The sequence below is a fragment of the Mycobacterium sp. NGS48 genome, assembly GCF_059812585.1.
The window spans coordinates 79,083-103,889 of the sequence record NZ_JCALCY010000005.1 but is presented as its reverse complement, the minus strand read 5'-3'; the positions used below and the strand labels follow the sequence as shown (position 1 = coordinate 103,889).

The following is a 24,807-nucleotide window of genomic DNA, read 5'->3' as shown; positions in this document are numbered from 1 at the left end:
ACTGTCAAAGTACTTGGGAGAGGAACCGTTGCAACCGCTCGGTTGTGGCCGCCTCGAAGATTTGCTCGGGCGCCCCGGTTTCCACCACTGTGCCGTTATCCATGAACACCACGGAATCCGAGGTTGACCTGGCGAAACCCATTTCATGGGTCACGACCACCATGGTCATGCCCTCGTCGCCGAGGTCAGCGATCAGTGCCAGAATGCCTTTGACCAGCTCGGGGTCCAGCGCCGAGGTGGCTTCGTCGAACAACATAACCTGCGGGGCCATCGCCAACGCCCGGGCGATCGCGACCCGTTGCTGCTGCCCGCCCGACAGTGCGCCGGGACGGCGGTCGGCTTTGTGTTTCATGCCGACTCGGTCCAGTTGGGCCAGTGCCAGCTCGCGGGCGGCGTCGGCCGGCAGCCGTTTCAGCTTGCGCGGCGCCAACATGACGTTGTCCAGCACGCTGCGATGCGGGAACAGGTTGAAGTGCTGAAACACCATGCCGATGCGCTGACGCAGCCGGTTGGGGTCCTCGGCCAGCACCGAGCGACCATCGAGCAGGACGTCGCCACGGTCGGGCTCGTGTAACCGATTCAGGGTTCGCAGCAACGTCGACTTGCCGGAGCCCGACGGGCCGATCACCGCTACCGTGCTGCCCGCGGGCACCTCGATGTCCACGCCGCGCAGCACCGTGTTCGGACCGAAAGCCAAATGAATGTCTCTGCCCGCCAACGATACCGGCTGCGGGCGCTCGATAATTTCTGTCATGTCATCTCCTGCCCGGTTGTCGAGGCAATCCGGTCGAGGGGATCTTCTGGCTCTGCTGAGGCGCGGCCCTGGCGAAGCCGATTGTCGACGAAGTTCACCAGGTGGGTCAGCGGAACGGTCAGGATCAAGTAAAAGATCCCGGCCGCCACCAAGGGGGAGAGGCTGCCGGTCTGCGCGTTGAAATCCCGGCCGACCTGGAACAGCTCCCGTTGCCCGGCGATCAGCCCGAGGAAGTAGACCAACGCCGAGCCCTTCAGCAGCGCGATGAACTGGTTGACCAGCGCCGGCAGCACCCGCCGTATCCCCTGCGGAACCACCACCAGCCGCATCGACGACCGATAGCTGAGACCCAATGCGCGAGAGGCTTCCAGCTGCCCGGACTCCACGCTTTGGATTCCCGAGCGGAAGATCTCACCGACATACGCCGCGGCGGTCAACCCCAGCGCGGCAATACCCAGCGGGTAGGGGTTGTTGTTGGTCAGCCCGCCGACGATCGGCCCCACGCCCAGGCCGATCAGCAAGATGATCACCACTTCGGGCAGGCCGCGGAAGATATCGGTGTACATCCGTGCGGGCCACCGCAGCCAGCGGGTGCGGGAGATCCCGGCGACGGCCAGCACAATCCCGACGCCCAACCCGATGACGCTGGCGCTGATGGTCAATATCAGGGTGTTGGGCAGCCCAGTTTTGAGCAGCACCGGGATCGTCTGTTTGTAAAGGTTCCAGTCGAGGAAGGATTCCCGCAACTGGGCCAGCGTGGACGTCGGTGCGGGCGGTCCGGCCTTGGGTCGGTGATGACGCTCGGCGATCTTGGCGAAGTCCGGCAGGTGCGGTGTCAGCGCTTCCTTCGATCCGGGTTTCCAGTCCGGCGGTAGCGGGCGCGGCGCCCATTCCGAGTACAGACCCGACCAGGTGGCGTCGGCGATGACAGCGTCCAGTCCCGAGTTCAGCGCATCGAGCAGCGGCCGGTTGTCTTTCGCGACGGCGTAGGCCACGAAGTCGCCCTCGTTGAACGAGTTGGCGACGATCGCGGCGGGATCGCCGGGCCGCACCGCGTTCATCGCCTCCAGTCCACCCGCAACCCAGGCGTCGATCTGATGAGTCTTGAGGCTGCTGTAGGCAGTGATGATGTCGGGGAACTTGACCGGCTGCAGACCCAACGTCTCGGTGACGTAGGCGTCCTGCACGGTGCCCTGCACGACACCGATCCGCTGCCCGGCGGCGAGGTCGTCGAATCCGGTGATCGGCGAGCCCGGCTGGACGACCAGCGAGGCATAGCCGAAGTCATAGCCGTTGGTGAAGCTGACGATACGTCGCCGCGCTTCGCTGGCCATGATGGACGCCGAGCCGACGTCGAAACGCCGCGACGCCACCTGGGCGAGCAGTCCGGCGAAGTCGGTACCGGCGAAGCGGACCTGCAAGCCCAATTTTGCGGCGATGGCCCGCAGCACCTCATTGTCGAAACCGGTGAATTGCCCAGCGGCGTTGATGCAGGCATTCGGCGGTGACTCGGACATGGTGCCGACCGTCAACGTGCCCGGCGTGATGAGACCCAGCGCCGAGACGTCCACCGAAGACAGTGGCTCGACGCTGGCGGTCGTGTACTTGTCCTCGTGAGTGCGCTTCGCGGTGGCCAGTTTCGGGGGCAACTCGGTCGCGCTCTCCAGCCCGGGCGGGGTGCACCTGTCGGGATTCGCCGCAGCAGGTGCGGCCATTCCGAGGCTGCAGACCAGCAGTGTCGTGGCGATCAGCGCGAACAACTTTGCTGCGCAGCCGGCGTTGAAATCCATAACCGCAAGGTATCGGCCGACGATCGGTTCGGCCACGTTCAGCCGACTGGCTCAGAACGCGGCAGCGGGCTTCTGCGGCGGAGCGAGCACTCCACGACGCACGAGTTCGGTCACCATGATCTTGGCCATCAACGCGGCGCAGCCGCTGCACGCGGCCCGCGCGGCGTCGGGATCGCGGCCGTGGATCGCGGCGGTCTCCGCCTCGTAGAACGGCAACATCTCGGCGACGACGTTGGGGTAGCTGAGCAAGAACGCCCGCGGAATCAGGCTCGCCGACGCGCGGATCGCGGCGTGGAGTCGCGGACCGGCGTATTCGTCGTTGACGGCGCGCCGGTATTCACGCGCGGTCTGCTGGAAAGCGCGTGGTTCCTTCGCGCTGCGCAGTGAGCGGATCAGGGCGTCGAGCTGATCGAGGATCCGTGGAGTGGGGTTGGCGGCGGCCCGCGCCGACGCGATGCCGATCAGCACGCCGTGCAACTCGTGATGCTCGAAGATGGTGTCCTCGTCGAACCGCTCGACGAACGCGCCGCGGTGATACTGGGTGGACAGCACCCCGTCGTGTTCCAGCTGCACGACGGCTTCCTGGATCGGGACGCGGCTCATCCCCAGTTCCCGGGCGACTTCGTTGCGGTCGACGCGGTCGCCGGTGCGCAGCTTGCCGGTCAGGATTTGGTTGAGGATGTAGCCGACAACCTGGTCCTTTTCCTTCGCCCCGTATTTCTTGGGCATCGCTCAATTCCCGTCGACGAATCCGCGGGCCAGTTTCTCATGCGAGGCTGTGAGTGTCCTACCCGCGATCCCGCCACCGGCACAACGTTTCTGCGGCGGTCAGGTCGTAGTCCGGCCCGTTACAGCCGACGGTCAGCAGCGTGACACCGAGGCCGATCAGCGCCTCCGCCTCGGCGATCAGCTCATCCGGCCCGCCGCGGCCCGTCTCGCCGCCAACTGCCGTCGAGCGTTCGACCTCGTCTGCTGCCCGACCGACAGTGCTGCAGTGGTCGACCAGCACCGCCGACTTGGCCGGATAGCTCTCAGTATTGGCGAAGCTGTGCCAGATGTCGGCGTGCTCGGCGACCAGGCGCAGCGTCTTCTTCTCACCCTCACCGCCGATCAGTATCGGGATCTGGCGGGTGGGGGCCGGATTGAGCTTGGCCAGCCGCGCTTTGATGCGGGGCAACGCGAGGGCCAGGTCGTCGAGTCGGCTGCCGGCAGTGCCGAATTCGTAGCCGTACTCGTCGTAGTCTCTGCGCTTCCAGCCCGAGCCGATGCCCAGAATCAGCCGGCCGTCGGAAATGTGGTCGACGGTGCGAGCCATGTCCGCGAGCAGTTCCGGATTGCGGTAGGAATTGCAGCTGACCAGCGCACCCAGCTGGATACGCGACGTCTGCTCGGCCCAGGCGGCCAGCATCGTCCAGCACTCGAAGTGGGCGCCTTCGCGATCGCCGTAGAGCGGAAAGAAATGGTCCCAGTTGAAGGCGATGTCGACACCGATGTCTTCGCAGCGGCGGACCGCGTCACGGAGGTAGCTGTATTGCGGGGCGTGTTGCGGTTGCAGTTGCACGGCGATACGGACGGGGCGAGTCATGCCACCACCGTAGGACTCGAGCTCATCCGGTCGGCAGGCCGCTCGCAATTCGGCGGACCGTACAGTGTGTTCCGCTGTAAACGGTGGGCATGCATTTCATGCAGTGGATGCACAGCCCTTCGCGGGTGCTGCCCTCGCGGAAGCGATTGACCAGGTTCGGGTCTCGGAGCAGCGCGCGGGCCATGGCCACCAACTCGAACCCGTCGTCAAGCGCCTCTTCGACCGTATCGAACCGGTTGATCCCGCCGAGCAACATCAGCGGCATCGACAGCGCCGCCCGAAATTGGCGTGCGAGCGGTAAGAAGAACGCTTCCTCAAAAGGGTAGGCGCGGAACAGCCGTCGACCGATAACCCGTAGGCCCAATCCCACCAGCCGAGGCTGAGAGGCGATGAACTCGTCGAGGGGGACATCGCCGCGGAAGTAGTACATCGGATTGAGTAGCGAACTGCCGCCGGTCAGTTGCAGCGCATCGAGGTGTCCGTCGGATTCCAGGAGGCGCGCCGTGGGCAGGCTGTCGCTCAACCAGAAGCCGCCGCGTACCCCGTCGTCCATGTTGAACTTCGCGGTGACGGCGACAGATTGCCCGACGGTGAGCCGAACGCGCTCGGCTACGCGACGGGCCAGCTCGGCACGCCGCGCGGTGTCGCCGCCGTAGCGGTCGGAGCGTTTGTTCACATTCGGGCTGAAGAACGAGCTGAGCAGATAACCGTGGCCCATGTGGATTTCGATCGCGTCGAAGCCGGCTTCGACGGCGTTGGCGGCGGCTGCGGCGAAGTCGTGGACGACGTCGTCGAGTTGTTCGATGGTAGCGGCCCGCACCAGCCCCATGCCCGGTGCGCTGAGCCGGGTCGACGGCGCCAGCGTCGACGTCCGATTCGACAGTGTGTTGGCGACCAGTCCCGCATGGCCGATCTGCGCGCAGACCAGGGCGCCCTCGGCATGCACTGCGTCGGTGAGCCGGCGCAACTGCGATATGTGATCGCGGTCCAGCACGACGGTGTCGCGATGAACCCGGCCACCGGGTGAAATTGCACAGTAGGCGACGGTCGTCATGGCCGCGCCGCCGCGGGCGACTTCGGCGTGGAAATCGATCAGCGCGTCGCTGACCTGGCCGCGCGGCATCACGCCCTCAAACGTTGCCGCTTTGACGAACCTGTTCTTCAGGGTCAGCGGGCCCAGCCGCGTTGACGTGAAGGCTAGTTTCGATACCATTGGCATCGAAATATAGTACGGCGGAGAGTTCCGTCATGGCGAGGAGGCTGATCGGTGCGCATCGCGGTCACTGGTGGAACCGGCTATCTGGGGGCGCACACCGTGCGGGCGTTGCTGCAGGCCGGCCACGAGGTAAGTCTGTTGGTGGCACCGGATGACCCGGCGGCCGTCGTCGATCGGTTTCGCACGCTCGGCTCGGTGGCGGTCGTCGTCGGTGACGTTCGGGCGGCGTCGACGATCGAAGAACTGCTGGGCGGCGCTGATGCCGTGTTGCATGCGGCCGGCATTGTCGGCACCGATGAACGCCGAGCCCAGGCGATGTGGGACATCAACGCCTATGCAACCGAAATGATTCTCACCCGCGCCGTCGAACTTGGCCTTGATCCGGTGGTGTCGGTGAGCAGCTACAGCGCCCTGTTTCCGCCGCCGAACGGAATCATCTCGCCGGACTCGCCGACGGCAGCCGGCCGCAGCGCATACGCCAAGACCAAGGGCTACGCCGACCGGGTTGCCCGGCGACTCCAGGACACCGGCGCACCGGTCGTGGTCACCTATCCCTCGAGTGTGGTGGGCCCCGCGTTCGGCACACCCCCCGGGGTGACCGAACGAGGCTGGGCGCCGATCGTGCGCTGGGCGGTCGCGCCGAGCGTGCGGGGCGGCATGCAGATGGTCGACGTGCGTGACGTCGCCGACGTGCATTCGCGGATTATGGAAGCCGGCCGGGGGCCCCGCCGCTACGTCTGCGGTGGGCAGCTGCTCAGATTTGACGAGATGGTTGACGCGCTCGAAGAGGGTTTGGGGCGGCGCGTGCGACGTGTCCCGGTGTCGCCGAGCGTGTTTCGTGGCGTAGGCCGACTCGCCGACGTGGCCGGCCGCTACCTGACACTCGCCGACGGGCTGAGCTACGAGGCGGCGATGCTCTTGACCGCCGCCACCCCCACCGACGACAGCAAGACGCTGCGCGAGCTCGGGATCACCTGGCGCTGCCCGAAAGCCGCGATCATCGAGTCATTGCGTGCGGGACGCGGTGATAGCCGTAGTCAGCAATTGCGCGATCCGGTTTCGTAGCGCCGGGGAGTCGTCTTCGACCGCAATCGTCGTCACGAATAGCGCGGCGCCCGCCGCCATGGCCAGCGACGCCCGGGCGTCGAGGTCGGCGCGTCGTCGTTCGGGACGCGTCGTCGCGTTCACGTCGTCGGCGAACAGCCGAACCGCGGGGCCGCTGAACTCCGCCCACAAGGTCTTGCGGAGTTCGTCGTTTTCACTGAGCGCCAGCAGCAAGCCCGGCACCGCCGCCCGCACGTCGGCTCTGCTGAAAAGCTCGTGACTGCCGCGCACCACCCACTGCATCCAGCCGGTCACGTCAGTACCGGAAAACGGTGACAGATCGGGAGTTTCGCCCAATATCGCGTGCAGCACCAGCTCCGCTTTAGAGGCCCAGCGACGGTTCACGCTGGATCGGCCAACCCCGGCCCGCGCCGCAACCAAGCGCATGCTCAGGTCGTCCCAGCCGACTTCCGCCAGCAACTCCCGCGTTACCGATAGCACCCGCTCGTCGATCGACGTGTCGCGCGGCCGACCGACAGAGGTGCCGCGGTGATCGTCGTTGGTCATCTGGCTCAGCGCGCGTCGAGCACTGCCCGCAGAATCTCGACCAGTGCGCGAGGCTGGTCGCTTTGCACCGAGTGGCCCGAATTCTCGACGATGTGCGCGCCGCGAAAATGCTGTGCGCGACGGCTTAATTCAGCGACGTCATCGTCGCTGACGAATCCGGAGGCGCCGCCGCGAATTAAGGTGACGGGCGCGGGCAGGGCGTCGACGTCGGTCCACAGACTTGCGAAGTCGGGAAAGGTGCGGATGGTGTCGTAGCGCCACGTCCAGCGGCCGTCGTCGAGCCGCCGAGAGTTGTGGAACACGCCGCGGCGCAACGCCTTCGGGTCCCGGTGTGGCGCGGCGGCGGTAGTCAACTCCAGCATGGCTTCGAAGCTGGGGAACTCGCGCTCGCCGTGCATCAAGGCCACGGTGCCCTGCTGCTCCTTGGTCATTTCGGCGTGCCGCTGCAACGCCGACGGAGTGACGTCGATGAGCACGAGTTCATTGACGAGCTCTGGTGCCATCGCCGCCAACCGGATCGCGGTGAGCCCGCCGAGCGACATGCCGACAACAAGCTCGGCGGTCGGCGCCAGCGTGCGCAACACCGGCGCCAGGGCGTCGGCGTTGAGCTGCGGTGAGTAGTCGCCGTCGTCGCGCCACATCGAGTGGCCGTGGCCGGGCAGGTCCACCGCCAACGCCGGCTCGCCCACCCCGGCGATCACGGTGTCCCAGGTGTGCGCGTTCTGCCCGCCGCCGTGCAGGAAGACCACCCGCGGCGGGCGCTCATCCCAGCGCATCGCGCTGATGCCACCGGTATCGATCCGGTGCACGTCCGGCAGCCGGCGTGTCACTCCGGCCTGCTCGGCGTTTTCATGCAGCAGCGCGAACTCGGAGAGTCCGGCCAGTTCGTCGTCGGTCATATTTCGCACTGACTCTGCGTCTACCAGACAAAAGTGCGAGTAGCTTGTCTGGTCAGCGCAGAGTCAACATCGCGCTAACCGATGATGAACTGTTCGAGTTGGGCGCGCGCGACGTCGTCGGGCAGCTGTTTCGGCGGGCTCTTCATCAGGTAGGCCGACGCCGGCACGATCGGGCCGCCGACTCCACGGTCCTTGGCGATCTTGGCCGCCCGCACCGCGTCGATGATCACGCCCGCCGAGTTGGGCGAGTCCCACACCTCGAGCTTGTACTCCAGGTTCAACGGCACATCGCCGAAGGCGCGGCCTTCCAGCCGCACATAGGCCCACTTGCGGTCGTCGAGCCAGCCGACGTGGTCGGACGGGCCGATGTGCACGTCCTTGGTCTTGAACTCGCGCTGCAGGTTCGACGTCACGGCCCGCGTCTTCGAGATCTTCTTCGACTCCAGCCGCTCGCGTTCGAGCATGTTGAGGAAGTCCATGTTGCCACCCACGTTGAGCTGCATCGTGCGGTCAAGCTGCACGCCGCGGTCCTCGAACAGCTTGGCCATCACCCGGTGGGTGATCGTCGCGCCGACCTGGCTCTTGATGTCGTCGCCGACGATCGGCACTCCCGCGTCGACGAACTTCTTGGCCCACACCGGGTCGGAGGCAATGAACACCGGCAGCGCGTTGACGAACGCGACGCCTGCGTCGATCGCGCACTGGGCGTAGAACTTGTCGGCCTCTTCCGAGCCCACCGGCAGGTAGGAGACCAGCACGTCGACCTTGGCGTCGCGCAGCGCCTTCACCACGTCGACGGCGTCGACGTCGGACACCTCGATGGTGTCGGCGTAGTACTTGCCGATGCCATCCAGCGTCGGGCCCCGCTGCACCACCACGTCGGTGGGCGGCACGTCGGCGATCTTGATGGTGTTGTTCTCCGACGCGAAGATCGCCTCGGACAAATCGAAGCCGACCTTCTTGGCGTCCACATCAAACGCGGCGACGAACTTGACGTCGCGCACGTGGTACGGCCCGAAGCGCACGTGCATCAGGCCCGGCACCGAGGCCGCCTCGTCAGCGTTCTGGTAGTACTGGACGCCCTGTACCAGCGAGGACGCGCAGTTGCCGACGCCGACGATGGCGACCCGGATGTCTGTCGACGCCTCTGCCGCGGTTTGCTCAGTCATTAGGGCGTTCTCCTTACTTCTCCCTGTGTCGTGGGTATTTCGGTGTTGCTGGATTGTTCTAGGACTGCTCCGCGCGGTGTTGCGCCACGCGTTCAGCTGCGATCAGCTCGTTGAGCCAGTTGACTTCCCGTTCGCTCGACTCCAGCCCGAGCTGGTGCAGCTGGCGGGTGTAGCGGTCGAACGAGTTGCTGGCCCGCGTCACTGCTTCACGCAGGCCCTCACGGCGTTCCTCGACCTGGCGGCGCCGACCCTCCAGGATGCGCATCCGCGCTTCGGCCGGGGTGCGGTTGAAGAACGCCAAGTGCACCCCGAAGCCGTCGTCCGTGTAGTTGTGCGGCCCGGTGTCGGCCACCAGCTCAGAAAACCGTTGGCGGCCGGCGTCGGTCAGCTGATACACCCGACGGGCCCGTCGCACCGGTGTCCCGGCGGGGGCGGCGTCCTCGGCAATCAGCCCGTCGGCCTGCATGCGGCGCAGCGCCGGGTAGAGCGACCCGTAGGAAAACGCCCGAAACGCGCCGAGCAGACCGGTCAGCCGTTTGCGCAGCTCGTAGCCGTGCATGGGCGACTCGAGCAGAAGGCCGAGGATGGCAAGCTCCAGCATCGAGTCACCTCCTTTGCTCGGCCGTTACGACGGTTGGATATGTCGGGGTATAGCTTCGCGCAATAGTATCGCCCCGATATATTTGCCACCACACCAGCTGCCGTTCGCACTGCGTTCAGCTTTACGACGGCCTTACGACGGGTAGTTCACCCGTTTGACGGAGCCGTCACCGGCGAACTCGATGTATCCGCTGCCGTAGTCGCTGGAGACATACACCGACAATGACACTGCCTCCGGCGTGGTCGGGTCGCGCGAGGGCTGCACGATCAGATACGTGGACTTGACGTCGGCCGGCTTGATGCCCAGCGTTTCCGGGGCCCCCCGCAGGATGCCGACCGTCGCCTTCGGGTCGAACTGCCCCAAGTCGACAAGCGCAGCGTCACCGCTCTTGGCTGAGCTGGTCGGATCGCCCCACCCGCCGCGGTAGGTGTAGCTCAATTGCCGTCGCTGCTCGTTGGGGTCCGCGCGCTCCATCGACGCGTAGTCGGGGTAGATCACCAGGCGGTAGCCCATGGTGTCGCCGAACTTCTTGCGCGCCTGTTCCATCAGTCCGGTCAAGCCGCCCAGCGACTGCAGCTGCCGCGGCGGAGTCAGTACCACCGGCGCGATACCGTCGGGTTTTTCGCCGGGATCCGACGTGAAGCTCAGCGGTGAGCTGGTGTTGCCGTAGAGACCCCAGCCAATTCCGATACCGAGCAACACCGCGACGACCAGCGCCGCCGCGGCGATACCGCGGCTGCCGAGCGTCGGGGATTTGGCGAGTGTCGGCAGTTGCACCAGGGCGCTGGCGGTCTGCAGATCACCCACCAGCGTGTGCAGATCACCGAGTGTCACCGCACTGGTCGCGGCGCTGATCCGTTCCCGGTGCTCCGCCATGGACAGCTGTCCCTCGTTGAGCGCGCCGTCGAGAATCTTGCACGTGTCGTCCCGGTCGCTGTCTTTGGCCCGGGTCGCCGTCGTTTGCCGCGTCGCCACGGCGATGATCGTAGAGCCCACAGTGCGCCGCAACGCAGAAACGCGCAGCTCGAATTCGTTCGCCGGGTCGGTCACACATCGGTACTCGGTCACTCGTCGTACTCTGGTGGGCGTGCGATTGCAGCGACAGGTAGTGGACTATGCGCTTCGGCGTCGCTCACTGTTGGCAGAGGTCTATTCGGGGCGAACCGGTGTGTCCGAAGTGTGTGACGCCAACCCGTATCTGCTGCGCGCCGCGAAGTTCCACGGCAAGGCCAGTCCGGTGATGTGCCCGATCTGCCGCAAGGAGCAGCTCACGCTGGTGTCGTGGGTGTTCGGAGACCATCTGGGCGCGGTTTCCGGTTCGGCGCGCACTGCCGAGGAGCTGGTGGTGCTGGCGACCCGCTACGAGGAGTTCTCGGTACACGTCGTGGAGGTATGCCGGACCTGTAGCTGGAATCACCTGGTCAAGTCGTATGTGCTCGGCACCGCACGTCCCGCCAGCCCGCCCGGGGGATCGCGCAGCACGCGGACGGCGCGCAACGGCGCCCGCACGGCCAGTGAATAACGAAGGGCGCCAAGACCGGTCAGCCACTGACGGCCCCAGCGGGTCAGCGGCTGACGGTGAGTCCGAGCGCCGATCGGAGGGCGACAAGGGCCGCAGTGGTCATCGAACGCCCGGTCCGCGGCAGCGTCGGCCCGTCCCGCCGGACGACCGATTGACGACGGTTCTTCCCGCGGTCACTGATGACCGATCACAGCGACTGCGTGACCCGATCGAGGCGGTCAAGGCCGCATTGGACGCCGACTCGCCGTCGAGGAGTGCACGGGACGATCTCGGTCGCGAACGAGCGCCATCATTCGGGGAACGGCGTGGCGGCGGACAACCGCCCGGTGGCGGCCCGCCCGGTCCGCCGCCCCGCAGCCCGGCGCAACCGAACTGGGAGTGGTTCCGCCAGCTGGACTGGACCTGGCTGCGGCGGATCAACTGGATGTGGGTCCGGCGTGGGCTCTACGTGACGGCGGCGGTGGTGTTGCTGTTGCCGATCGTCACGTTCGCGATGGCCTACCTGATCGTCGATGTGCCCAATCCCGGCGACATTCGGACCAACCAGGTGTCGACGATCCTGGCCAGTGACGGCTCAGAACTCGCCAAAATCGTTCCGCCCGAAGGCAACCGGGTTGACGTCAACATCAACCAGGTGCCGGTGCACGTGCGCCAGGCGGTACTGGCCGCCGAAGACCGCAATTTCTATTCCAATCCGGGGTTCTCGCTCTCGGGTTTCGCGCGGGCGGTGAAGAACAACGTCTTCGGCGGTGATACTCAGGGCGGCTCGACGATCACCCAGCAATACGTCAAGAACGCACTGGTGGGCTCGCAGCGCGCCGGGGTCAGCGGATTGATCCGCAAGGCCAAAGAACTCGTCATCGCCACCAAGATGTCGGGGGAGTGGTCAAAAGACGATGTGCTGCAGGCCTACCTCAACATCATCTACTTCGGCCGCGGCGCATACGGGATTTCAGCAGCAGCCAAGGCCTACTTCGACAAACCCGTCGAGCAACTCGACGTCGCCGAAGGCGCCCTGCTGGCCGCGCTGATCCAACGCCCGTCGACGCTGGATCCCGCCGTCGATCCCGGCGGCGCCAGAATCCGGTGGAACTGGGTGCTCGACGGCATGGTCGAAACCGAGGCGTTGACGCCGAAGGATCGTGCTATCCAAGAGTTTCCGGCGACGGTGCCGCCGGACCAGGCCAGTGCGCAGAACCAAACCACCGGGCCTAACGGTCTGATCGAGCGGCAGGTGACCAAGGAGCTGCTCGACCTGTTCAACATCGACGAGCAGACCCTCAACACGCAGGGACTGCAGATCACCACCAGCATCGATCCGCAGGCCCAGAAGGCGGCGGAGAAGGCGGTGGCGAAGTACCTCGAGGGACAGGGTCCCGACATGCGGGCCGCGGTGGTTTCGATCGATCCGCATGACGGCGCGGTGAAGGCCTACTACGGCGGGACTGATGCCTACGGCTTCGACTTCGCCCAGGCCGGTCTGCAGACCGGGTCGTCGTTCAAGGTGTTCGCCCTGATCGCCGCGTTGGAACAAGGCATCGGTCTGGGATATCAGGTTGACAGCTCCCCGCTCACGGTCGACGGCATCAAGATCAGCAATGTCGAGGGCGAAAGCTGTGGAACCTGCAACATCGGCGAGGCGCTCAAGCGGTCGTTGAACACCTCGTATTACCGGCTGATGCTCAAACTCAAAAACGGCCCCGAGGACGTCGCTGAGGCCGCGCACCAAGCGGGCATAGCCACCAGCTTCCCAGGGGTGTCGCACACGCTGTCCGAAGACGGTGAGGGCGGGCCGCCGAACAACGGGATCGTGCTGGGCCAGTACCAAACCCGGGTGATGGACATGGCCTCCGCATACGCCACGCTGGCCGACTCCGGCGTCTACCACGCGCCGCATTTCGTGCAGAAGGTGGTCAACTCTGACGGCAAGGTGCTTTTCGACGCCAGCGCGTCGGACAACTCCGGCGAACAGCGCATCGACAAGGCCGTCGCCGACAACGTCACGTCGGCCATGCAACCGATCGCCGGGTATTCACGCGGGCACAACCTGGCCGGGGGCCGGCCGTCGGCGGCCAAGACCGGGACCACCCAATTGGGCGACACCGATGCCAACAAGGACGCCTGGATGGTCGGTTACACCCCGTCGTTGTCGACGGCGGTGTGGGTGGGCACCACTCAGGACAACGAGCCACTGGTCAACAAGTGGGGCTCGCCGGTCTACGGTTCGGGGCTGCCGTCCGACATCTGGAAGGCGACGATGGATGGTGCTCTGAAGGGCACCAACAACGAATCCTTCCCGAAGCCAACCGAAATCGGTGGGTACGCGGGTGTCCCGGCTGCGCCCCCACCGCCGCCACCGAAGCCGGAGGAACCGCCGCCCGGCACGGTTATCCAGCCCAGCATCGAAGTGGCTCCGGGCATCACCATCCCGATCGGACCACCCACGACCATCCCCGCCGCTCCCGTCGTCCCCGTCGGGCCGGCGCCCGGAGCACCCGAGGCGCCTGTTCCGCCGCCGCCGTGACGGACGCCTCACCAGGCCGTTCCGCCACGGTTTCGCCGGGGCCGTTGGCTGCTGATTTACGTACTGTCGACGACCGCGATTGTCCAAGCCGCACTGACTTTTTGGGCTCGGCACTGGCGGGCGTCATCGGTGGCCCGGTGGGCCGGCATGCGGTGATCGGCCGGACCAGATTGTGGACGCCGTTGCGGGTGATGTTCGTGTTTGCGCTGGTGTTCTTGGCGCTGGGATGGTCGACCAAGGCGCCGTGTTTGGTGACCACCGGGTCCGGACCGGGGGACCAGCGGGTGGCTAATTGGCAAAATCAGCGGGCCTATTACGAGCTGTGCTACTCCGACACGGTGCCGCTTTACGGCGCAGAGTTGTTGAGCCAGGGCAAGTTTCCCTACAAGTCGAGCTGGGTCGAAACCGACGCCGGCGGCAAACCGCAGGTGCGGTACGACGGTCAGCCCGCGGTGCGCTACATGGAGTATCCGGTGTTGACCGGGGTCTACCAGTACGTGTCGATGGCGCTGGCGAAGACCTATACCGCGTTGAGCAAGCTGATCCCGCTGCCGGTGATCGCCGAAGTGGTGGTGTTCTTCGACGTCGCTGCGCTGGGCTTGGCGTTGGCGTGGCTGGCTACCGTGTGGGCCACCTCGCGATTATCGGGCCGGCGGGTGTGGGATGCGGCACTGGTCGCCGCGTCACCGTTGATCATCTTTCAGATGTTCACCAATTTCGATGCGCTGGCAACAGCTTTCGCCATGGGCGGACTGCTGGCGTGGTCGCGCCGACGGCCGGTGTGGGCCGGTGTGCTCATCGGCCTCGGTGTTGCCGCCAAGCTCTACCCCTTGCTACTGCTGGGCCCGTTGCTGGTGCTGGGTATCAGGACCGGTCGCCTCGGTGAGTTGGCCCGCACCGCGGCCACGACGGTGGCGACGTGGTTGTTGGTGAATTTGCCTGTGATGGTGCTGTTTCCGCGCGGCTGGTCGGAGTTTTTCCGGCTCAACACCCGTCGCGGCGACGACATGGATTCGATGTACAACGTCGTCAAATCGTTTACCGGTTGGCGGGGTTTCGACCCCTCCCTGGGTTTCTGGCAGCCGCCGACGGTGCTGAACACCGTCGTGGCGGTGTCGTTCGCGTTGTGTTGCCTGGCAATCGGTTACGTCGCATTGACCGCCCCGCAGCGACCCCGGGTTGCGCAGTTGGCGTTTTTGGTGGTCGCGGCGTTCCTGTTGACCAACAAGGTATGGAGCCCGCAGTTTTCGCTGTGGCTGGTGCCGCTTGCGGTGTTGGCATTGCCGCACCGCCGGGTGCTGCTGGTGTGGATGACGCTGGATGCTTTGGTGTGGGTGCCGCGGATGTACTACCTGTACGGCGTGCCTAACCGTGGCCTGCCCGAGCAGTGGTTCACCGCGGCGGTGCTGGTGCGCGATGTCGCGGTGGTGGTGCTGTGCGCGATCGTAGTCCGTCAGATTTATCGCCCCGACGAAGACCTGGTCCGTTGGCGCGGGCGTATCGACGATCCAGCGGGCGGGGTGTTCGACCGGGCCGACGATGCACCGCCGCGCTGGCTGCCGGGTTGGCTGCGCCCGCGTCCCGGCGTCGCCGAGCCTGCGTCCAGAGCGCGAAAATCGCCGCCTGAGTCGCGACCTGACTGCAGTCTCGACACCGCCACCGCAGTCTCGACGCGGTAACCGCCGCGATTTCGCAGGCACGTGCACCGTCCGGTAGCCTGAGTCGGTTGCCGACGCAGGCGACCCTCCTGCCACGGAAAAGACCGTGGCCGCAGACGACCATAGGAGGTGATGAGGTTCCCATGCGTCCATACGAAATCATGGTCATCCTTGACCCCACTCTCGACGAGCGCACCGTAGCTCCGTCGTTGGAGACCTTTCTCAATGTCATCCGCAAGGACGGCGGCACGGTAGACAAGGTCGACATCTGGGGCAAGCGCCGGCTGGCGTACGAGATCGCGAAGCACCCTGAGGGCATTTACGCCGTGATCGACGTCAAAGCCGAGCCGGCGACGGTGTCCGAGCTTGACCGTCAGCTCAGCCTGAACGAGTCGGTGCTGCGCACCAAGGTCATGCGCACCGACAAGCACTAGGCCTGTGGGCGAATGGCCGCGGGGCGTCGTAGCCCTTGCGTAGGCTCAGCGAAATGACAATCCACCCGCCGATGCCAGGAGGTCGTTGTGGCTGGTGACACCACCATCACCGTTGTCGGAAACCTGACCGCTGACCCCGAACTGCGGTTCACCCCGTCCGGTGCTGCGGTGGCGAACTTCACCGTGGCTTCCACCCCGCGGATCTACGACCGCCAAGCCGGCGAATGGAAGGACGGCGAGGCGCTGTTCCTGCGGTGCAACATCTGGCGGGAAGCCGCGGAGAACGTCGCCGAAAGCTTGACCCGGGGTTCCCGCGTGATCGTGCAGGGCCGGCTCAAGCAGCGTTCATTCGAAACCCGCGAGGGCGAGAAGCGCACGGTGTTCGAGGTTGAGGTCGACGAGATCGGCCCATCACTTCGCTACGCCACAGCCAAGGTCAACAAGGTCAGCCGCAGCGGCGGCGGTGGCGGCGGCTTCGGCGGCGGTGGTGGTGGCGGTGGATCCCGTCCGGCACCGGCGCAAGCTCCCGCAGCCGGCGGCGGCGACGACCCATGGGGCAGCGCCCCAGCCTCCGGCTCGTTCGGCGGCGGTGACGACGAGCCTCCCTTCTGATACCTGAACGACAGAACGAAAGAGACAAACAATGGCGAAGTCCAATAAGCGGCGCCCGGCTCCGGAAAAGCCGGTCAAGACGCGCAAGTGCGTGTTCTGCGCCAAAAAGGGCCAAGTGATCGACTATAAGGACACCACGTTGTTGCGCACCTACATCAGCGAGCGCGGCAAGATCCGCGCTCGCCGGGTGACCGGCAACTGCGTCCAGCATCAGCGCGACATCGCGCTTGCGGTCAAGAACGCCCGCGAGGTAGCGCTGCTGCCCTTCACCTCCTCGGCGCGGTAAATCCGCACCGCAGAACGAAAGCACGAAACGATGAAGCTGATTTTGACTGCCGAGGTCGACCACCTGGGTTCCGTCGGTGACACCGTCGAGGTTAAAGACGGGTATGGACGCAACTTTCTGCTGCCGCGGGGGCTGGCGATCGTCGCGTCTCGGGGCGCCCAGAAGCAGGTCGACGATATCCGTCGCGCCCGCGAAACCAAGCAGGTGCGCGACCTGGACCACGCCAACGAACTCAAGGCGGCAATCGAGGCGCTGGATGGGGTGTCGCTGCCGGTCAAGACGTCCGGGGACAGCGGCAAGCTGTTCGGATCGGTGACCGCCGGGGACGTCGTGGCCGCGATCAAGAAGGCCGGCGGGCCCAACCTGGACAAGCGCATCGTCCGGCTGCCCAAGGCGCACATCAAGGCTCTCGGCGCCCACCCGATCACGGTGCATCTGCATCCCGACGTCAACGTCGAGATCGCGCTGGACGTCGTCGCCGCGAGCTGACCCGTTCCACCACTTACCCCGGCGGGAGCCCTAACCGGCTCCCCCGGGGTTGTCGGCGTTGGGCTGGCGAACTTTTCCAACCTAATGCCCATTAGCGAACGTAACCGTCTGTTAACGGGCGGCATAGGCGGCCGCAACGCAACACGCCCGAGTCGGCAACCTGACACGACACGCCGAAGAGATTCCCATCCACACAATTTGCGTGCCGTTGTGGTGCGCTTATCTGCAGTAATGTGGTCCGGCTCGACAGTGCTCCACAGGTTCTCCACACCCCCCTAACACAGCCGCTGACAGATATGCACAGTCGATCCACAGCTTCATAAACAGCACCACTTGGAGTCCTTGCCAGCAACCTTTACCGTCAACCCGGCGCTCGGCAGTGTCGGTGCATTGACCTAGCGTGCACAGCATCGGGATCGAATGGACGTTCGACCGGTGTGCCGGAGGAGGTGGGGAGCTCATGGCGGTCGTTGACGATCTCGGAAACCCCGGCACGGACGCGCCCAGCGAGGACTTCGGCCGCCAGCCGCCGCAGGATCTCGCGGCCGAGCAATCGGTGCTCGGTGGGATGCTGCTGAGCAAGGACGCCATCGCCGACGTGCTGGAGCGGTTGCGGCCAGGCGACTTTTACCGGCCGGCGAACCAGAACGTCTACGATGCCATCCTCGACCTGTACGGGCGCGGGGAACCGGCCGACGCGGTGACCGTAGCCGCCGAACTTGACCGCCGCGGTCTGCTGCGACGGATCGGTGGCGCGCCGTATCTACACGACCTGATCTCGACGGTTCCGACGGCGGCCAACGCCGGGTACTACGCGAGCATCGTGGCCGAGAAGGCGCTGCTGCGGCGACTGGTCGAAGCCGGCACCCGGGTGGTGCAGTACGGGTATGCCGGCGCGGAGGGCGCCGACGTCGCCGAGGTGGTCGACCGGGCCCAGGCCGAGATCTACGACGTGGCCGACCGGCGGCTCTCCGAGGACTTCGTCCCGCTGGAAGATCTTCTGCAGCCGACGATGGACGAAATCGATGCCATCGCCTCCAACGGCGGGCTGGCGCGCGGTGTGCCGACGGGGTTCGCCGAACTCGACGAGGTGACCAACGGTCTGCATCCCGGGCAGATGATCATCGTCGCGGCGCGACCCGGTGTCGGCAAGGCACTGGCGCTGGATACCCCGCTGCCGACGCCGACTGGCTGGACAACGATGGGCGATGTCGCCGTCGGCGACCTGTTGCTCAGCGCTGACGGCCAGCCGACACGAGTAGTAGCCGCGACCGAGGTGATGCTGGGCCGACCCTGCTATGAGGTCGAGTTCTCCGACGGGACAGTGATTGTCGCCGATGCCGATCACCAGTGGCCAACGGGCTATGGCGTCCGAACCACGGCCCAGTTGCGGTGCGGGCTGGACACCATCGCCGGCGCCGGCTCGATCGGGCGATACACCCAAGGCGGCACAACTCTGATGGCGCCGGTGCTGCAGCTAGATGCGGTGCGACGGGTGAACAGTGTTCCGGTGCGCTGTGTGCAGGTCGACAACGGCGCCAGCCTGTATCTGGCCGGCCGGGGCATGGTGCCGACGCACAACTCCACCCTCGGGCTGGATTTCATGCGGTCCTGCTCGATCAAGAACCGGATGGCCAGCGTCATCTTCTCGCTGGAGATGAGCAAGTCCGAGATCGTCATGCGGCTGTTGTCAGCCGAGGCGAAAATCAAACTGGCCGATATGCGTTCCGGCCGCATGAGTGACGACGACTGGACCCGGCTGGCTCGGCGGATGAGCGAAATCAGTGAAGCACCACTGTTTATCGACGACTCACCGAACTTGACGATGATGGAGATCCGCGCCAAAGCGCGACGGCTGCGGCAGAAATCAGATCTGCGGTTGATCGTGATCGACTACTTGCAGCTGATGTCCTCGGGCAAGAAGTTCGAATCGCGTCAGGTCGAGGTTTCTGAGTTCTCAAGGCACTTAAAGCTTTTGGCCAAGGAGCTTGAGGTCCCGGTCATCGCCATCAGCCAGCTCAACCGTGGACCCGAGCAGCGCACCGACAAGAAGCCGATGTTATCGGACCTTCGCGAATCGGGCTGCTTGACTGCTTCGACGCGAATCCTGCGCGCCGACACGGGTGCGGAGGTGACGTTTGGTGAGCTGATGCGCACCGGCGAGCGGCCGCTGGTGTGGTCGCTCGACGAGCAACTGCGGATGGTGGCGCGTCCGATGACCAACGTCTTCCCGAGTGGCCGCAAGGAGGTGTTCCGGCTGCGGCTGGCCTCCGGACGTGAAGTAGAGGCTACCGGTAACCATCCGTTCATGACGCTCGACGGCTGGACTCCATTGGAGCAACTAGAGATTGGCGACCGGCTCGCTGTACCGCGACGGGTTCCCGAGCCCGTTGACACGCAGCGAATGGCTGACTCCGAGGTGGTACTGCTCGCACACATGATCGGCGACGGCTCCTGTGTCAAGAACCAGCCGATCCGGTATGCGTCGATAGACGAAGCCAACTTGGCGATTGTGACGATTGCTGCGGCGCACTTCGGCGTGGCGACGATCCGCGACGAGTATCCGGCGGCGCGGGTAACCACATTGCGGCTCCCGGCGCCATACCACTTGACACACGGGCGACGTAACCCGATCGCCGCATGGCTGGACGAGCTCGGGCTGTTCGGGCTGCGCAGCTACGAGAAATTCGTGCCGCAGAAAGTTTTCGCGTTGCCGACCGATCAAGTGGCACTCTTCCTGCGCCACCTGTGGGCGACCGATGGTTCAGTGAGCTGGGACGACAAGCATGGCGTGGCGCGGATCTACTATGCATCGACGAGCCGGCGCCTGGTCGATGACGTGGCAGCCCTCCTGCTTCGCGTCGGCGTTTTCGCTCGGATCAAGCGGGTATTGAAGGCCGGATACCGCGACTGCTGGCATCTGTACATCTACGGTGCGGAAAACCAGACGAGGTTCGTCCGCCAAGTGGGCGCACACGGCATGAAAGCTGTTGCCGCTCAGCAAGTGCTTACTCAACTCGAGCGTGTCGTCCGTAACACCAACCTCGACACCGTGCCAAAAGAAGTGTGGACGCAGGTCAAGACATCATTAGTAAGCCGGGAGATGACACATAGGCAGTTCGCTGCCGCCATGGGAACGCAGTTCTGCGGATCCACGATGTGGAAGCACGCACCCAGCCGAGGACGCCTGCACCGTGCCGCGGCGTTGCTTGAAGACCGCGAGATTCATGCACTGGCTACCAGCGATGTGTTCTGGGATCAGATCGTGGAGATCACCAGCCTTGGCGAGATGGACGTATACGACGGAACCGTAAGTGACACACATAATTTCGTCGCAAATGGGATCAGCGTCCATAACAGCCTCGAACAAGATGCGGACATGGTGGTCCTGCTGCACCGACCGGATGCGTTCGAGCGCGATGACCCACGCGGCGGCGAGGCAGACTTGATTCTTGCCAAACACCGCAACGGACCAACTAAGACCGTGACGGTGGCGCATCAGCTGCACCTGTCGCGGTTCGCCAACATGGCGCGGTAACCAATGCGGCGGCGGATGCGGTTTGTTCGTCGCCAGTCGATACCAAGCCAAAGCACTTCATTTCGAACGCAGCGGAACCTTCCGCATGTGCTTGTGTCGCAAGCGGCGGAATTGTCGGATCCAGTGAGACACCCGCTCCGGTTCGACGACCTCACGGATATGTCGGGCCGGCGGTCGTAGATGAGGTGCGGTTTGTCTCCGGAGCGCCATCCTCATCAAGAACCATGAAAGCCCACTGGCCCATGAGGAGGTCGCCTTAATCATTGCGATGATCACATCGGCCAGGCGACCAGCAGCGTCAGCCCACCCACCCGGCACCGGGAGTGACGTGCTACGTACCGACAACGTGAGTGATCCTGCCAGGGTTGATCGTGGTGACCAGCACCGCCAACCGGGTTTGATCAGCCAACGCCATCACCGGCACCAACCCGGCGCGCGACACGAGAATCTCATCGTCGAACGCCGCAGAATCGGCGGCACCCTGACCGTTTCTTTACTAGTCGCCCATTCAGATTAGAGTAGCTAAGGTTACCCCTAGGCTAATTAACTGAGCGGCCTTCGCCAGTGGTTAAGGAATTGAAGTGCCCCATGACGACGACTGAGCCGAGGACCGAGCCGTTGAAGACGCAGGACTCCGCCGGCAGTGAGGGCAAGAAGGTCGCCCCGCAGCGCGCGAAGAAGAAGGGGCTTCTGGGGCGCTTCTGGCTGGTGCTCACGATCGTGGCTGTCGTCGCGCTGTCCGGATTTGTCGTGCACCGGCTGCACGGTGTCTTCGGCGTCCACCCTGGTTCGTTCGGTGGCGGCACCTCGGGCGAGGTTCTCGATGAGTTCAACGCCAAGACGATCACGCTCGAAGTCTGGGGCCCACCGGGCAGCACGGCAACCATCAACTACCTCGACGAAAACTCCCATCCGCAGCAGGCCCTCAACGTGCCCTTGCCCTGGAGCAAAGTATTGAGTTCAACGAAGCCCGGCATTCCGGCAAACCTGGTGGCGCAGGGAGACGGCAGTTGGATCGCGTGCCAGTTCGTGGTGAACAAGCACGACGGGAGCGGTGACGTCATCAAGACTCCGAATCGCTCAGATCCCAACCAAACCGTGAACGCCTTCGTCTATTGCCTGGACAAGTCCGCATGAGCCAGACCACCGAGGCTGCGCCCCGCGTCGACCAGCCGCTGATCCCGCCATTCCTGCCGAGGATGATCCACCGGCTGGCGCTGCCGATCGTCTTGGTGTGGTTGGGCATTGTCTTCATCACCAACACCATCGCGCCACAGCTGGAAGTCGTGTCCAAGACCCACTCGGTGTCGCAGAGTCCCACAGACGCGGTGTCCTTCCAGTCGACGATGCGCGTCGGATCGACGTTCAATGAATTCAATTCCGACAACTCGGCCATGGTCCTGCTGGAGGGCGACAAGCCGCTGGGGGCGGAGGCGCACCGCTACTACGACGAGATCGTCAAGCGACTCGAGCAAGACAAGAAACACGTCCAGCACATCCAGGACTTCTGGAGTGATCCGCTGACCGCCGCCGGCTCCCAAAGCCACGACCAAAAAGCCGCGTACGTGCAGGTGTACCTCGCCGGCAACATGGGTGGCGGCCTGGCCACCGAGTCCACCGAGGCCGTCCGCAAAATCGTGGACTCGGTGCCCGCGCCGCCGGGAATCAAGGCCTACGTCACCGGTGCGGGTCCGCTGATCGCCGACCAGTCCCACGCGGGTGAGAAAGGCGTCGCGAAGGTCACCGTCGTCACCATCCTGGTGATCATGTTGATGCTGCTGTTCGTCTACCGTTCGGTGAGCACCGTCTTGATCATGCTGACCATGGTCTTCATCGAGTTGGCAGCGGCCCGCGGTGTCGTCGCGACGCTGGGTAACTACGGCATCATGGGGCTTTCGACCTTCGCCAACAACATGCTGGTGCTGTTGGCGATCGCCGCCGGAACGGACTACGCGATTTTCGTGGTCGGCCGCTACCACGAGGCCCGTGGTCTGGGCGAATCGCGTGAAGAAGCGTTCTACACAATGTTCCACAGCACCGCGCATGTCGTGCTGGGGTCGGGGCTGACCATCGCCGGCGCGATGTATTGCCTGAGCTTCTGCCGGTTGCCATATTTCGAGTCGCTCGGTGTGCCCTGTGCGGTCGGCATGCTGGTCGCGGTCCTCGCGGCCTTGACCTTGGCCCCGGCGGTGCTGACGGTGGCGTCGTTCTTCAAGCTGCTGGACCCGAAACGGAAGCTGCAGACCCGGAGCTGGCGCCGGATCGGCACCGCGATTGTCCGTTGGCCCGTACCGGTTCTCGCGGTGACGATCGCGGTCGCGCTGATCGGTCTGCTCGCTCTTCCCGGCTACAAGACGGATTACGACAACCGTCACTTCCTGCCGGCAGACACCCCGGCCAACGTCGGTTACGCGGCGGCCGACCGACATTTCGACCAGGCCCGGCTCAATCCCGAGCTGCTGATGATCGAAACGGATCACGACCTGCGTAACCCGGCCGACTTCCTCGTCTTGGACAAGGTGGCCAAGGCGGTCTTCCACATCCCCGGTATCGGCCGGGTGCAGACGATCACCCGGCCGCTCGGCACGCCGCTCGACCACAGCACGCTCGGTTTCCAGATGGGCGCGCAGGCCGCGGGCCGGATCCAGACCCAGCACTACCAAGAAGAGCAGGCGAACAACCTGCTGAAGCAGGCGGACGAGCTGCGCAAGACGATGGCAACGCTGCATGAGCAGATGCAGGTCACCCAGGATCTCAGCGATACCACGCACGAAACCACCAAGCTCACCAAGGAAACCGTGGAGATCACCCAGTCGTTGCGCGACAGCATCGCCAACTTCGACGACTTCTTCCGGCCGATCCGCAGCTACTTCTACTGGGAGAAACACTGCTACGACATCCCGGTCTGCTGGACACTTCGGTCTCTCTTCGACGCGCTCGATGGCATCGACGAGGTGGCCGAGAACATCGAGAAGCTCAGCGCGAACCTGGACAAGCTGGATCAGATCCAGCCGAAGCTGGTGGCACTGATACCGCCGCAGATCGAGAGCCAGCAGCGCAACCTCGACACCATCATGTCGAACTATGCGATCACAAAGGGTCTCAACGACCAGGCGAAAGCCCAGTCCGACAACGCCACCGCCCAGGGCGACGCGTTCGACAAAGCGAAGAACGACGACACGTTCTACCTTCCGCCGGAGGCGTTCAGGAGCCCGGATTTCGCACGCGGCCTCAAACAGTTCATCTCACCCGACGGCCACGCCGTCCGGCTGATCATCTCGCATGAAGGCGACCCGGCGACTCCGGAGGGCATCAGCCACATCCAGCCGATCAAGCAGGCCGTGCACGAGGCGATCAAGGGCACCCCATGGGAGGGCGCGAAGGTCTATCTGGGCGGTACCGCTGCGACGTACAAGGACATGCACGACGGCTCCAACATCGACCTGATGATCGCTGGAATTGCAGCGGCCACACTGATTTTCGTCATCATGCTGGTCATTACCCGAAGCGTTGTGGCGGCGTTCGTGATCGTCGGCACCGTGCTGCTGTCACTGGGCGCCTCGTTCGGACTCTCGGTGCTGGTGTGGCAGTACATCCTGGGCATCAAGTTGCACTGGATGGTGCTGGCGATGGCGATCATCCTGCTGCTGGCGGTCGGCTCGGACTACAACCTGCTGCTGATATCGCGGTTCAAGGAGGAAATCCACGCCGGGCTCAAGACGGGGACGATCCGCGCGATGGCCGGTTCGGGCTCGGTGGTGACCTCGGCCGGTCTGGTGTTCGCCGCCACCATGGCGTCGTTCGTGTTCAGCCCGCTGTTGGTGATGGCCCAGGTGGGTACGACGATCGCCCTGGGTCTGTTGTTCGACACCTTGATCGTGCGGTCGTTCATGACACCTTCGGTGGCGACGTTGCTGGGACGTTGGTTCTGGTGGCCACAACACGTGCGCCCGCGCCCGGCCAGCAGCATGCTGCGACCGTACGGACCGCGTCGCGCCGTGCGCGAACTGATCCTTGACGACGTTGACGAACACCCACCGGGCGGACTGGTCAAACGGCGCTGATCTGCCGTGGCGCGCGAGTGTCGAGATCCGCGCTGGCGTGAAGAACTGCGACTCG

General features: G+C 64.8%; 21 protein-coding genes. 11 read left to right on the top strand and 10 right to left on the bottom strand.

Going from position 1 to position 24,807, the window contains the following annotated elements; translation table 11 throughout:
- Nucleotides 1-4: 4 nt before the first annotated feature.
- From AC5Y42_RS11680 to AC5Y42_RS11660, 5 genes are read right to left on the bottom strand one after another with little or no spacing between them, the layout of a single operon-like run.
- Nucleotides 5-754, bottom strand: coding sequence for an amino acid ABC transporter ATP-binding protein (locus AC5Y42_RS11680; RefSeq protein WP_499898267.1), 750 nt, complete (start codon nucleotides 752-754; stop codon nucleotides 5-7).
- Nucleotides 751-2,544 carry an ABC transporter substrate-binding protein/permease gene (locus AC5Y42_RS11675; RefSeq protein WP_499898266.1) on the bottom strand — a complete coding sequence of 598 codons (1,794 nt, stop codon included), beginning with the start codon at nucleotides 2,542-2,544 and terminating at the stop codon, nucleotides 751-753. Before AC5Y42_RS11675 ends, AC5Y42_RS11680 begins: the two co-directional genes overlap by 4 nt.
- 51 nt (nucleotides 2,545-2,595) lie before the next feature.
- Complete coding sequence (locus AC5Y42_RS11670) at nucleotides 2,596-3,273, bottom strand: GntR family transcriptional regulator (protein WP_499898264.1); 678 nt, start codon at nucleotides 3,271-3,273, stop codon at nucleotides 2,596-2,598.
- 58 nt (nucleotides 3,274-3,331) lie between these two features.
- Nucleotides 3,332-4,129 (bottom strand): LLM class F420-dependent oxidoreductase, encoded by a 798-nt coding sequence (locus tag AC5Y42_RS11665; protein WP_499898263.1) that lies wholly within the window; start codon nucleotides 4,127-4,129, stop codon nucleotides 3,332-3,334.
- Between the two features lie 22 nt (nucleotides 4,130-4,151).
- A complete protein-coding gene (locus AC5Y42_RS11660; protein ID WP_499898649.1) occupies nucleotides 4,152-5,342 on the bottom strand; it encodes an NADH:flavin oxidoreductase in 1,191 nt (396 codons plus the stop codon).
- 54 nt (nucleotides 5,343-5,396) lie between these two features.
- Between AC5Y42_RS11660 and AC5Y42_RS11655 the strand changes: the two genes are divergently transcribed.
- Entirely contained in the window at nucleotides 5,397-6,410 is a 1,014-nt protein-coding gene (locus AC5Y42_RS11655; RefSeq protein ID WP_499898262.1) for an NAD-dependent epimerase/dehydratase family protein, read from the top strand.
- Here the strand turns inward: AC5Y42_RS11655 and AC5Y42_RS11650 are convergent.
- From AC5Y42_RS11650 to AC5Y42_RS11630, 5 genes are all read right to left on the bottom strand, one after another.
- The gene (locus AC5Y42_RS11650) at nucleotides 6,351-6,956 is read right to left on the bottom strand and encodes a TetR/AcrR family transcriptional regulator (protein WP_499898261.1); all 606 of its coding nucleotides are present in this window, start codon (nucleotides 6,954-6,956) and stop codon (nucleotides 6,351-6,353) included. The two genes, AC5Y42_RS11655 and AC5Y42_RS11650, sit on opposite strands and share 60 nt — an antisense overlap.
- 5 nt (nucleotides 6,957-6,961) lie before the next feature.
- Entirely contained in the window at nucleotides 6,962-7,855 is an 894-nt protein-coding gene (locus AC5Y42_RS11645; RefSeq protein WP_499898260.1) for an Rv0045c family esterase, read from the bottom strand.
- 74 nt (nucleotides 7,856-7,929) lie between these two features.
- Nucleotides 7,930-9,024 carry an inositol-3-phosphate synthase gene (locus AC5Y42_RS11640; protein WP_499898259.1) on the bottom strand — a complete coding sequence of 365 codons (1,095 nt, stop codon included), beginning with the start codon at nucleotides 9,022-9,024 and terminating at the stop codon, nucleotides 7,930-7,932.
- A 58-nt stretch (nucleotides 9,025-9,082) separates the two neighbouring features.
- Nucleotides 9,083-9,625 carry a PadR family transcriptional regulator gene (locus AC5Y42_RS11635; RefSeq protein WP_499898258.1) on the bottom strand — a complete coding sequence of 181 codons (543 nt, stop codon included), beginning with the start codon at nucleotides 9,623-9,625 and terminating at the stop codon, nucleotides 9,083-9,085.
- A gap of 132 nt (nucleotides 9,626-9,757) precedes the next feature.
- Entirely contained in the window at nucleotides 9,758-10,621 is an 864-nt protein-coding gene (locus tag AC5Y42_RS11630) for a DUF1707 SHOCT-like domain-containing protein (RefSeq protein WP_499898647.1), read from the bottom strand.
- Nucleotides 10,622-10,712: 91 nt separating this feature from the next.
- On the opposite strand from AC5Y42_RS11630, the gene AC5Y42_RS11625 reads away from it, so the two are divergent.
- The 10 genes from AC5Y42_RS11625 (at nucleotide 10,713) to AC5Y42_RS11580 (ending at nucleotide 24,752) form a co-directional block, all read left to right on the top strand.
- Entirely contained in the window at nucleotides 10,713-11,147 is a 435-nt protein-coding gene (locus AC5Y42_RS11625; protein ID WP_499898257.1) for a DUF5318 family protein, read from the top strand.
- Nucleotides 11,140-13,671, top strand: coding sequence for a transglycosylase domain-containing protein (locus AC5Y42_RS11620; protein WP_499898256.1), 2,532 nt, complete (start codon nucleotides 11,140-11,142; stop codon nucleotides 13,669-13,671). Before AC5Y42_RS11625 ends, AC5Y42_RS11620 begins: the two co-directional genes overlap by 8 nt.
- Nucleotides 13,668-15,350 (top strand): glycosyltransferase family 87 protein, encoded by a 1,683-nt coding sequence (locus AC5Y42_RS11615; RefSeq protein ID WP_499898255.1) that lies wholly within the window; start codon nucleotides 13,668-13,670, stop codon nucleotides 15,348-15,350. Before AC5Y42_RS11620 ends, AC5Y42_RS11615 begins: the two co-directional genes overlap by 4 nt.
- A gap of 122 nt (nucleotides 15,351-15,472) precedes the next feature.
- Complete coding sequence (gene rpsF, locus AC5Y42_RS11610; RefSeq protein WP_065015615.1) at nucleotides 15,473-15,763, top strand: 30S ribosomal protein S6; 291 nt, start codon at nucleotides 15,473-15,475, stop codon at nucleotides 15,761-15,763.
- Nucleotides 15,764-15,850: 87 nt separating this feature from the next.
- The gene (locus AC5Y42_RS11605; protein ID WP_499898254.1) at nucleotides 15,851-16,375 is read left to right on the top strand and encodes a single-stranded DNA-binding protein; all 525 of its coding nucleotides are present in this window, start codon (nucleotides 15,851-15,853) and stop codon (nucleotides 16,373-16,375) included.
- A gap of 31 nt (nucleotides 16,376-16,406) precedes the next feature.
- Nucleotides 16,407-16,661 (top strand): 30S ribosomal protein S18, encoded by a 255-nt coding sequence (gene rpsR / locus AC5Y42_RS11600; RefSeq protein ID WP_499898252.1) that lies wholly within the window; start codon nucleotides 16,407-16,409, stop codon nucleotides 16,659-16,661.
- Nucleotides 16,662-16,691: 30 nt separating this feature from the next.
- The gene (rplI, locus tag AC5Y42_RS11595) at nucleotides 16,692-17,150 is read left to right on the top strand and encodes a 50S ribosomal protein L9 (protein WP_499898251.1); all 459 of its coding nucleotides are present in this window, start codon (nucleotides 16,692-16,694) and stop codon (nucleotides 17,148-17,150) included.
- Between the two features lie 460 nt (nucleotides 17,151-17,610).
- Nucleotides 17,611-20,688, top strand: a complete 3,078-nt coding sequence (locus tag AC5Y42_RS11590; protein ID WP_499898249.1) for a replicative DNA helicase — start codon at nucleotides 17,611-17,613, stop codon at nucleotides 20,686-20,688.
- Nucleotides 20,689-21,276: 588 nt separating this feature from the next.
- The gene (locus AC5Y42_RS11585) at nucleotides 21,277-21,825 is read left to right on the top strand and encodes an MmpS family transport accessory protein (RefSeq protein ID WP_499898248.1); all 549 of its coding nucleotides are present in this window, start codon (nucleotides 21,277-21,279) and stop codon (nucleotides 21,823-21,825) included.
- Nucleotides 21,822-24,752, top strand: coding sequence for an MMPL/RND family transporter (locus AC5Y42_RS11580; protein ID WP_499898247.1), 2,931 nt, complete (start codon nucleotides 21,822-21,824; stop codon nucleotides 24,750-24,752). The genes AC5Y42_RS11585 and AC5Y42_RS11580 overlap by 4 nt, the downstream gene beginning before the upstream one ends.
- Nucleotides 24,753-24,807: the final 55 nt, after the last annotated feature.

Bases quoted from the DNA above. Each gene is read 5' to 3' on its own strand.
- AC5Y42_RS11645 (WP_499898260.1), bottom strand. From the start codon at position 7,855: ATGACCGACGACGAACTGGCCGGACTCTCCGAGTTCGCGCTGCTGCAT.
- AC5Y42_RS11660 (WP_499898649.1), bottom strand. From the start codon at position 5,342: ATGGTATCGAAACTAGCCTTCACGTCAACGCGGCTGGGCCCGCTGACC.
- AC5Y42_RS11680 (WP_499898267.1), bottom strand. From the start codon at position 754: ATGACAGAAATTATCGAGCGCCCGCAGCCGGTATCGTTGGCGGGCAGA.
- AC5Y42_RS11585 (WP_499898248.1), top strand. From the start codon at position 21,277: ATGACGACGACTGAGCCGAGGACCGAGCCGTTGAAGACGCAGGACTCC.
- AC5Y42_RS11650 (WP_499898261.1), bottom strand. From the start codon at position 6,956: ATGACCAACGACGATCACCGCGGCACCTCTGTCGGTCGGCCGCGCGAC.
- AC5Y42_RS11640 (WP_499898259.1), bottom strand. From the start codon at position 9,024: ATGACTGAGCAAACCGCGGCAGAGGCGTCGACAGACATCCGGGTCGCC.
- AC5Y42_RS11670 (WP_499898264.1), bottom strand. From the start codon at position 3,273: ATGCCCAAGAAATACGGGGCGAAGGAAAAGGACCAGGTTGTCGGCTAC.
- rpsF (WP_065015615.1), top strand. From the start codon at position 15,473: ATGCGTCCATACGAAATCATGGTCATCCTTGACCCCACTCTCGACGAG.
- AC5Y42_RS11665 (WP_499898263.1), bottom strand. From the start codon at position 4,129: ATGACTCGCCCCGTCCGTATCGCCGTGCAACTGCAACCGCAACACGCC.
- AC5Y42_RS11580 (WP_499898247.1), top strand. From the start codon at position 21,822: ATGAGCCAGACCACCGAGGCTGCGCCCCGCGTCGACCAGCCGCTGATC.
- rplI (WP_499898251.1), top strand. From the start codon at position 16,692: ATGAAGCTGATTTTGACTGCCGAGGTCGACCACCTGGGTTCCGTCGGT.
- AC5Y42_RS11675 (WP_499898266.1), bottom strand. From the start codon at position 2,544: ATGGATTTCAACGCCGGCTGCGCAGCAAAGTTGTTCGCGCTGATCGCC.
- AC5Y42_RS11635 (WP_499898258.1), bottom strand. From the start codon at position 9,625: ATGCTGGAGCTTGCCATCCTCGGCCTTCTGCTCGAGTCGCCCATGCAC.
- AC5Y42_RS11590 (WP_499898249.1), top strand. From the start codon at position 17,611: ATGGCGGTCGTTGACGATCTCGGAAACCCCGGCACGGACGCGCCCAGC.
- rpsR (WP_499898252.1), top strand. From the start codon at position 16,407: ATGGCGAAGTCCAATAAGCGGCGCCCGGCTCCGGAAAAGCCGGTCAAG.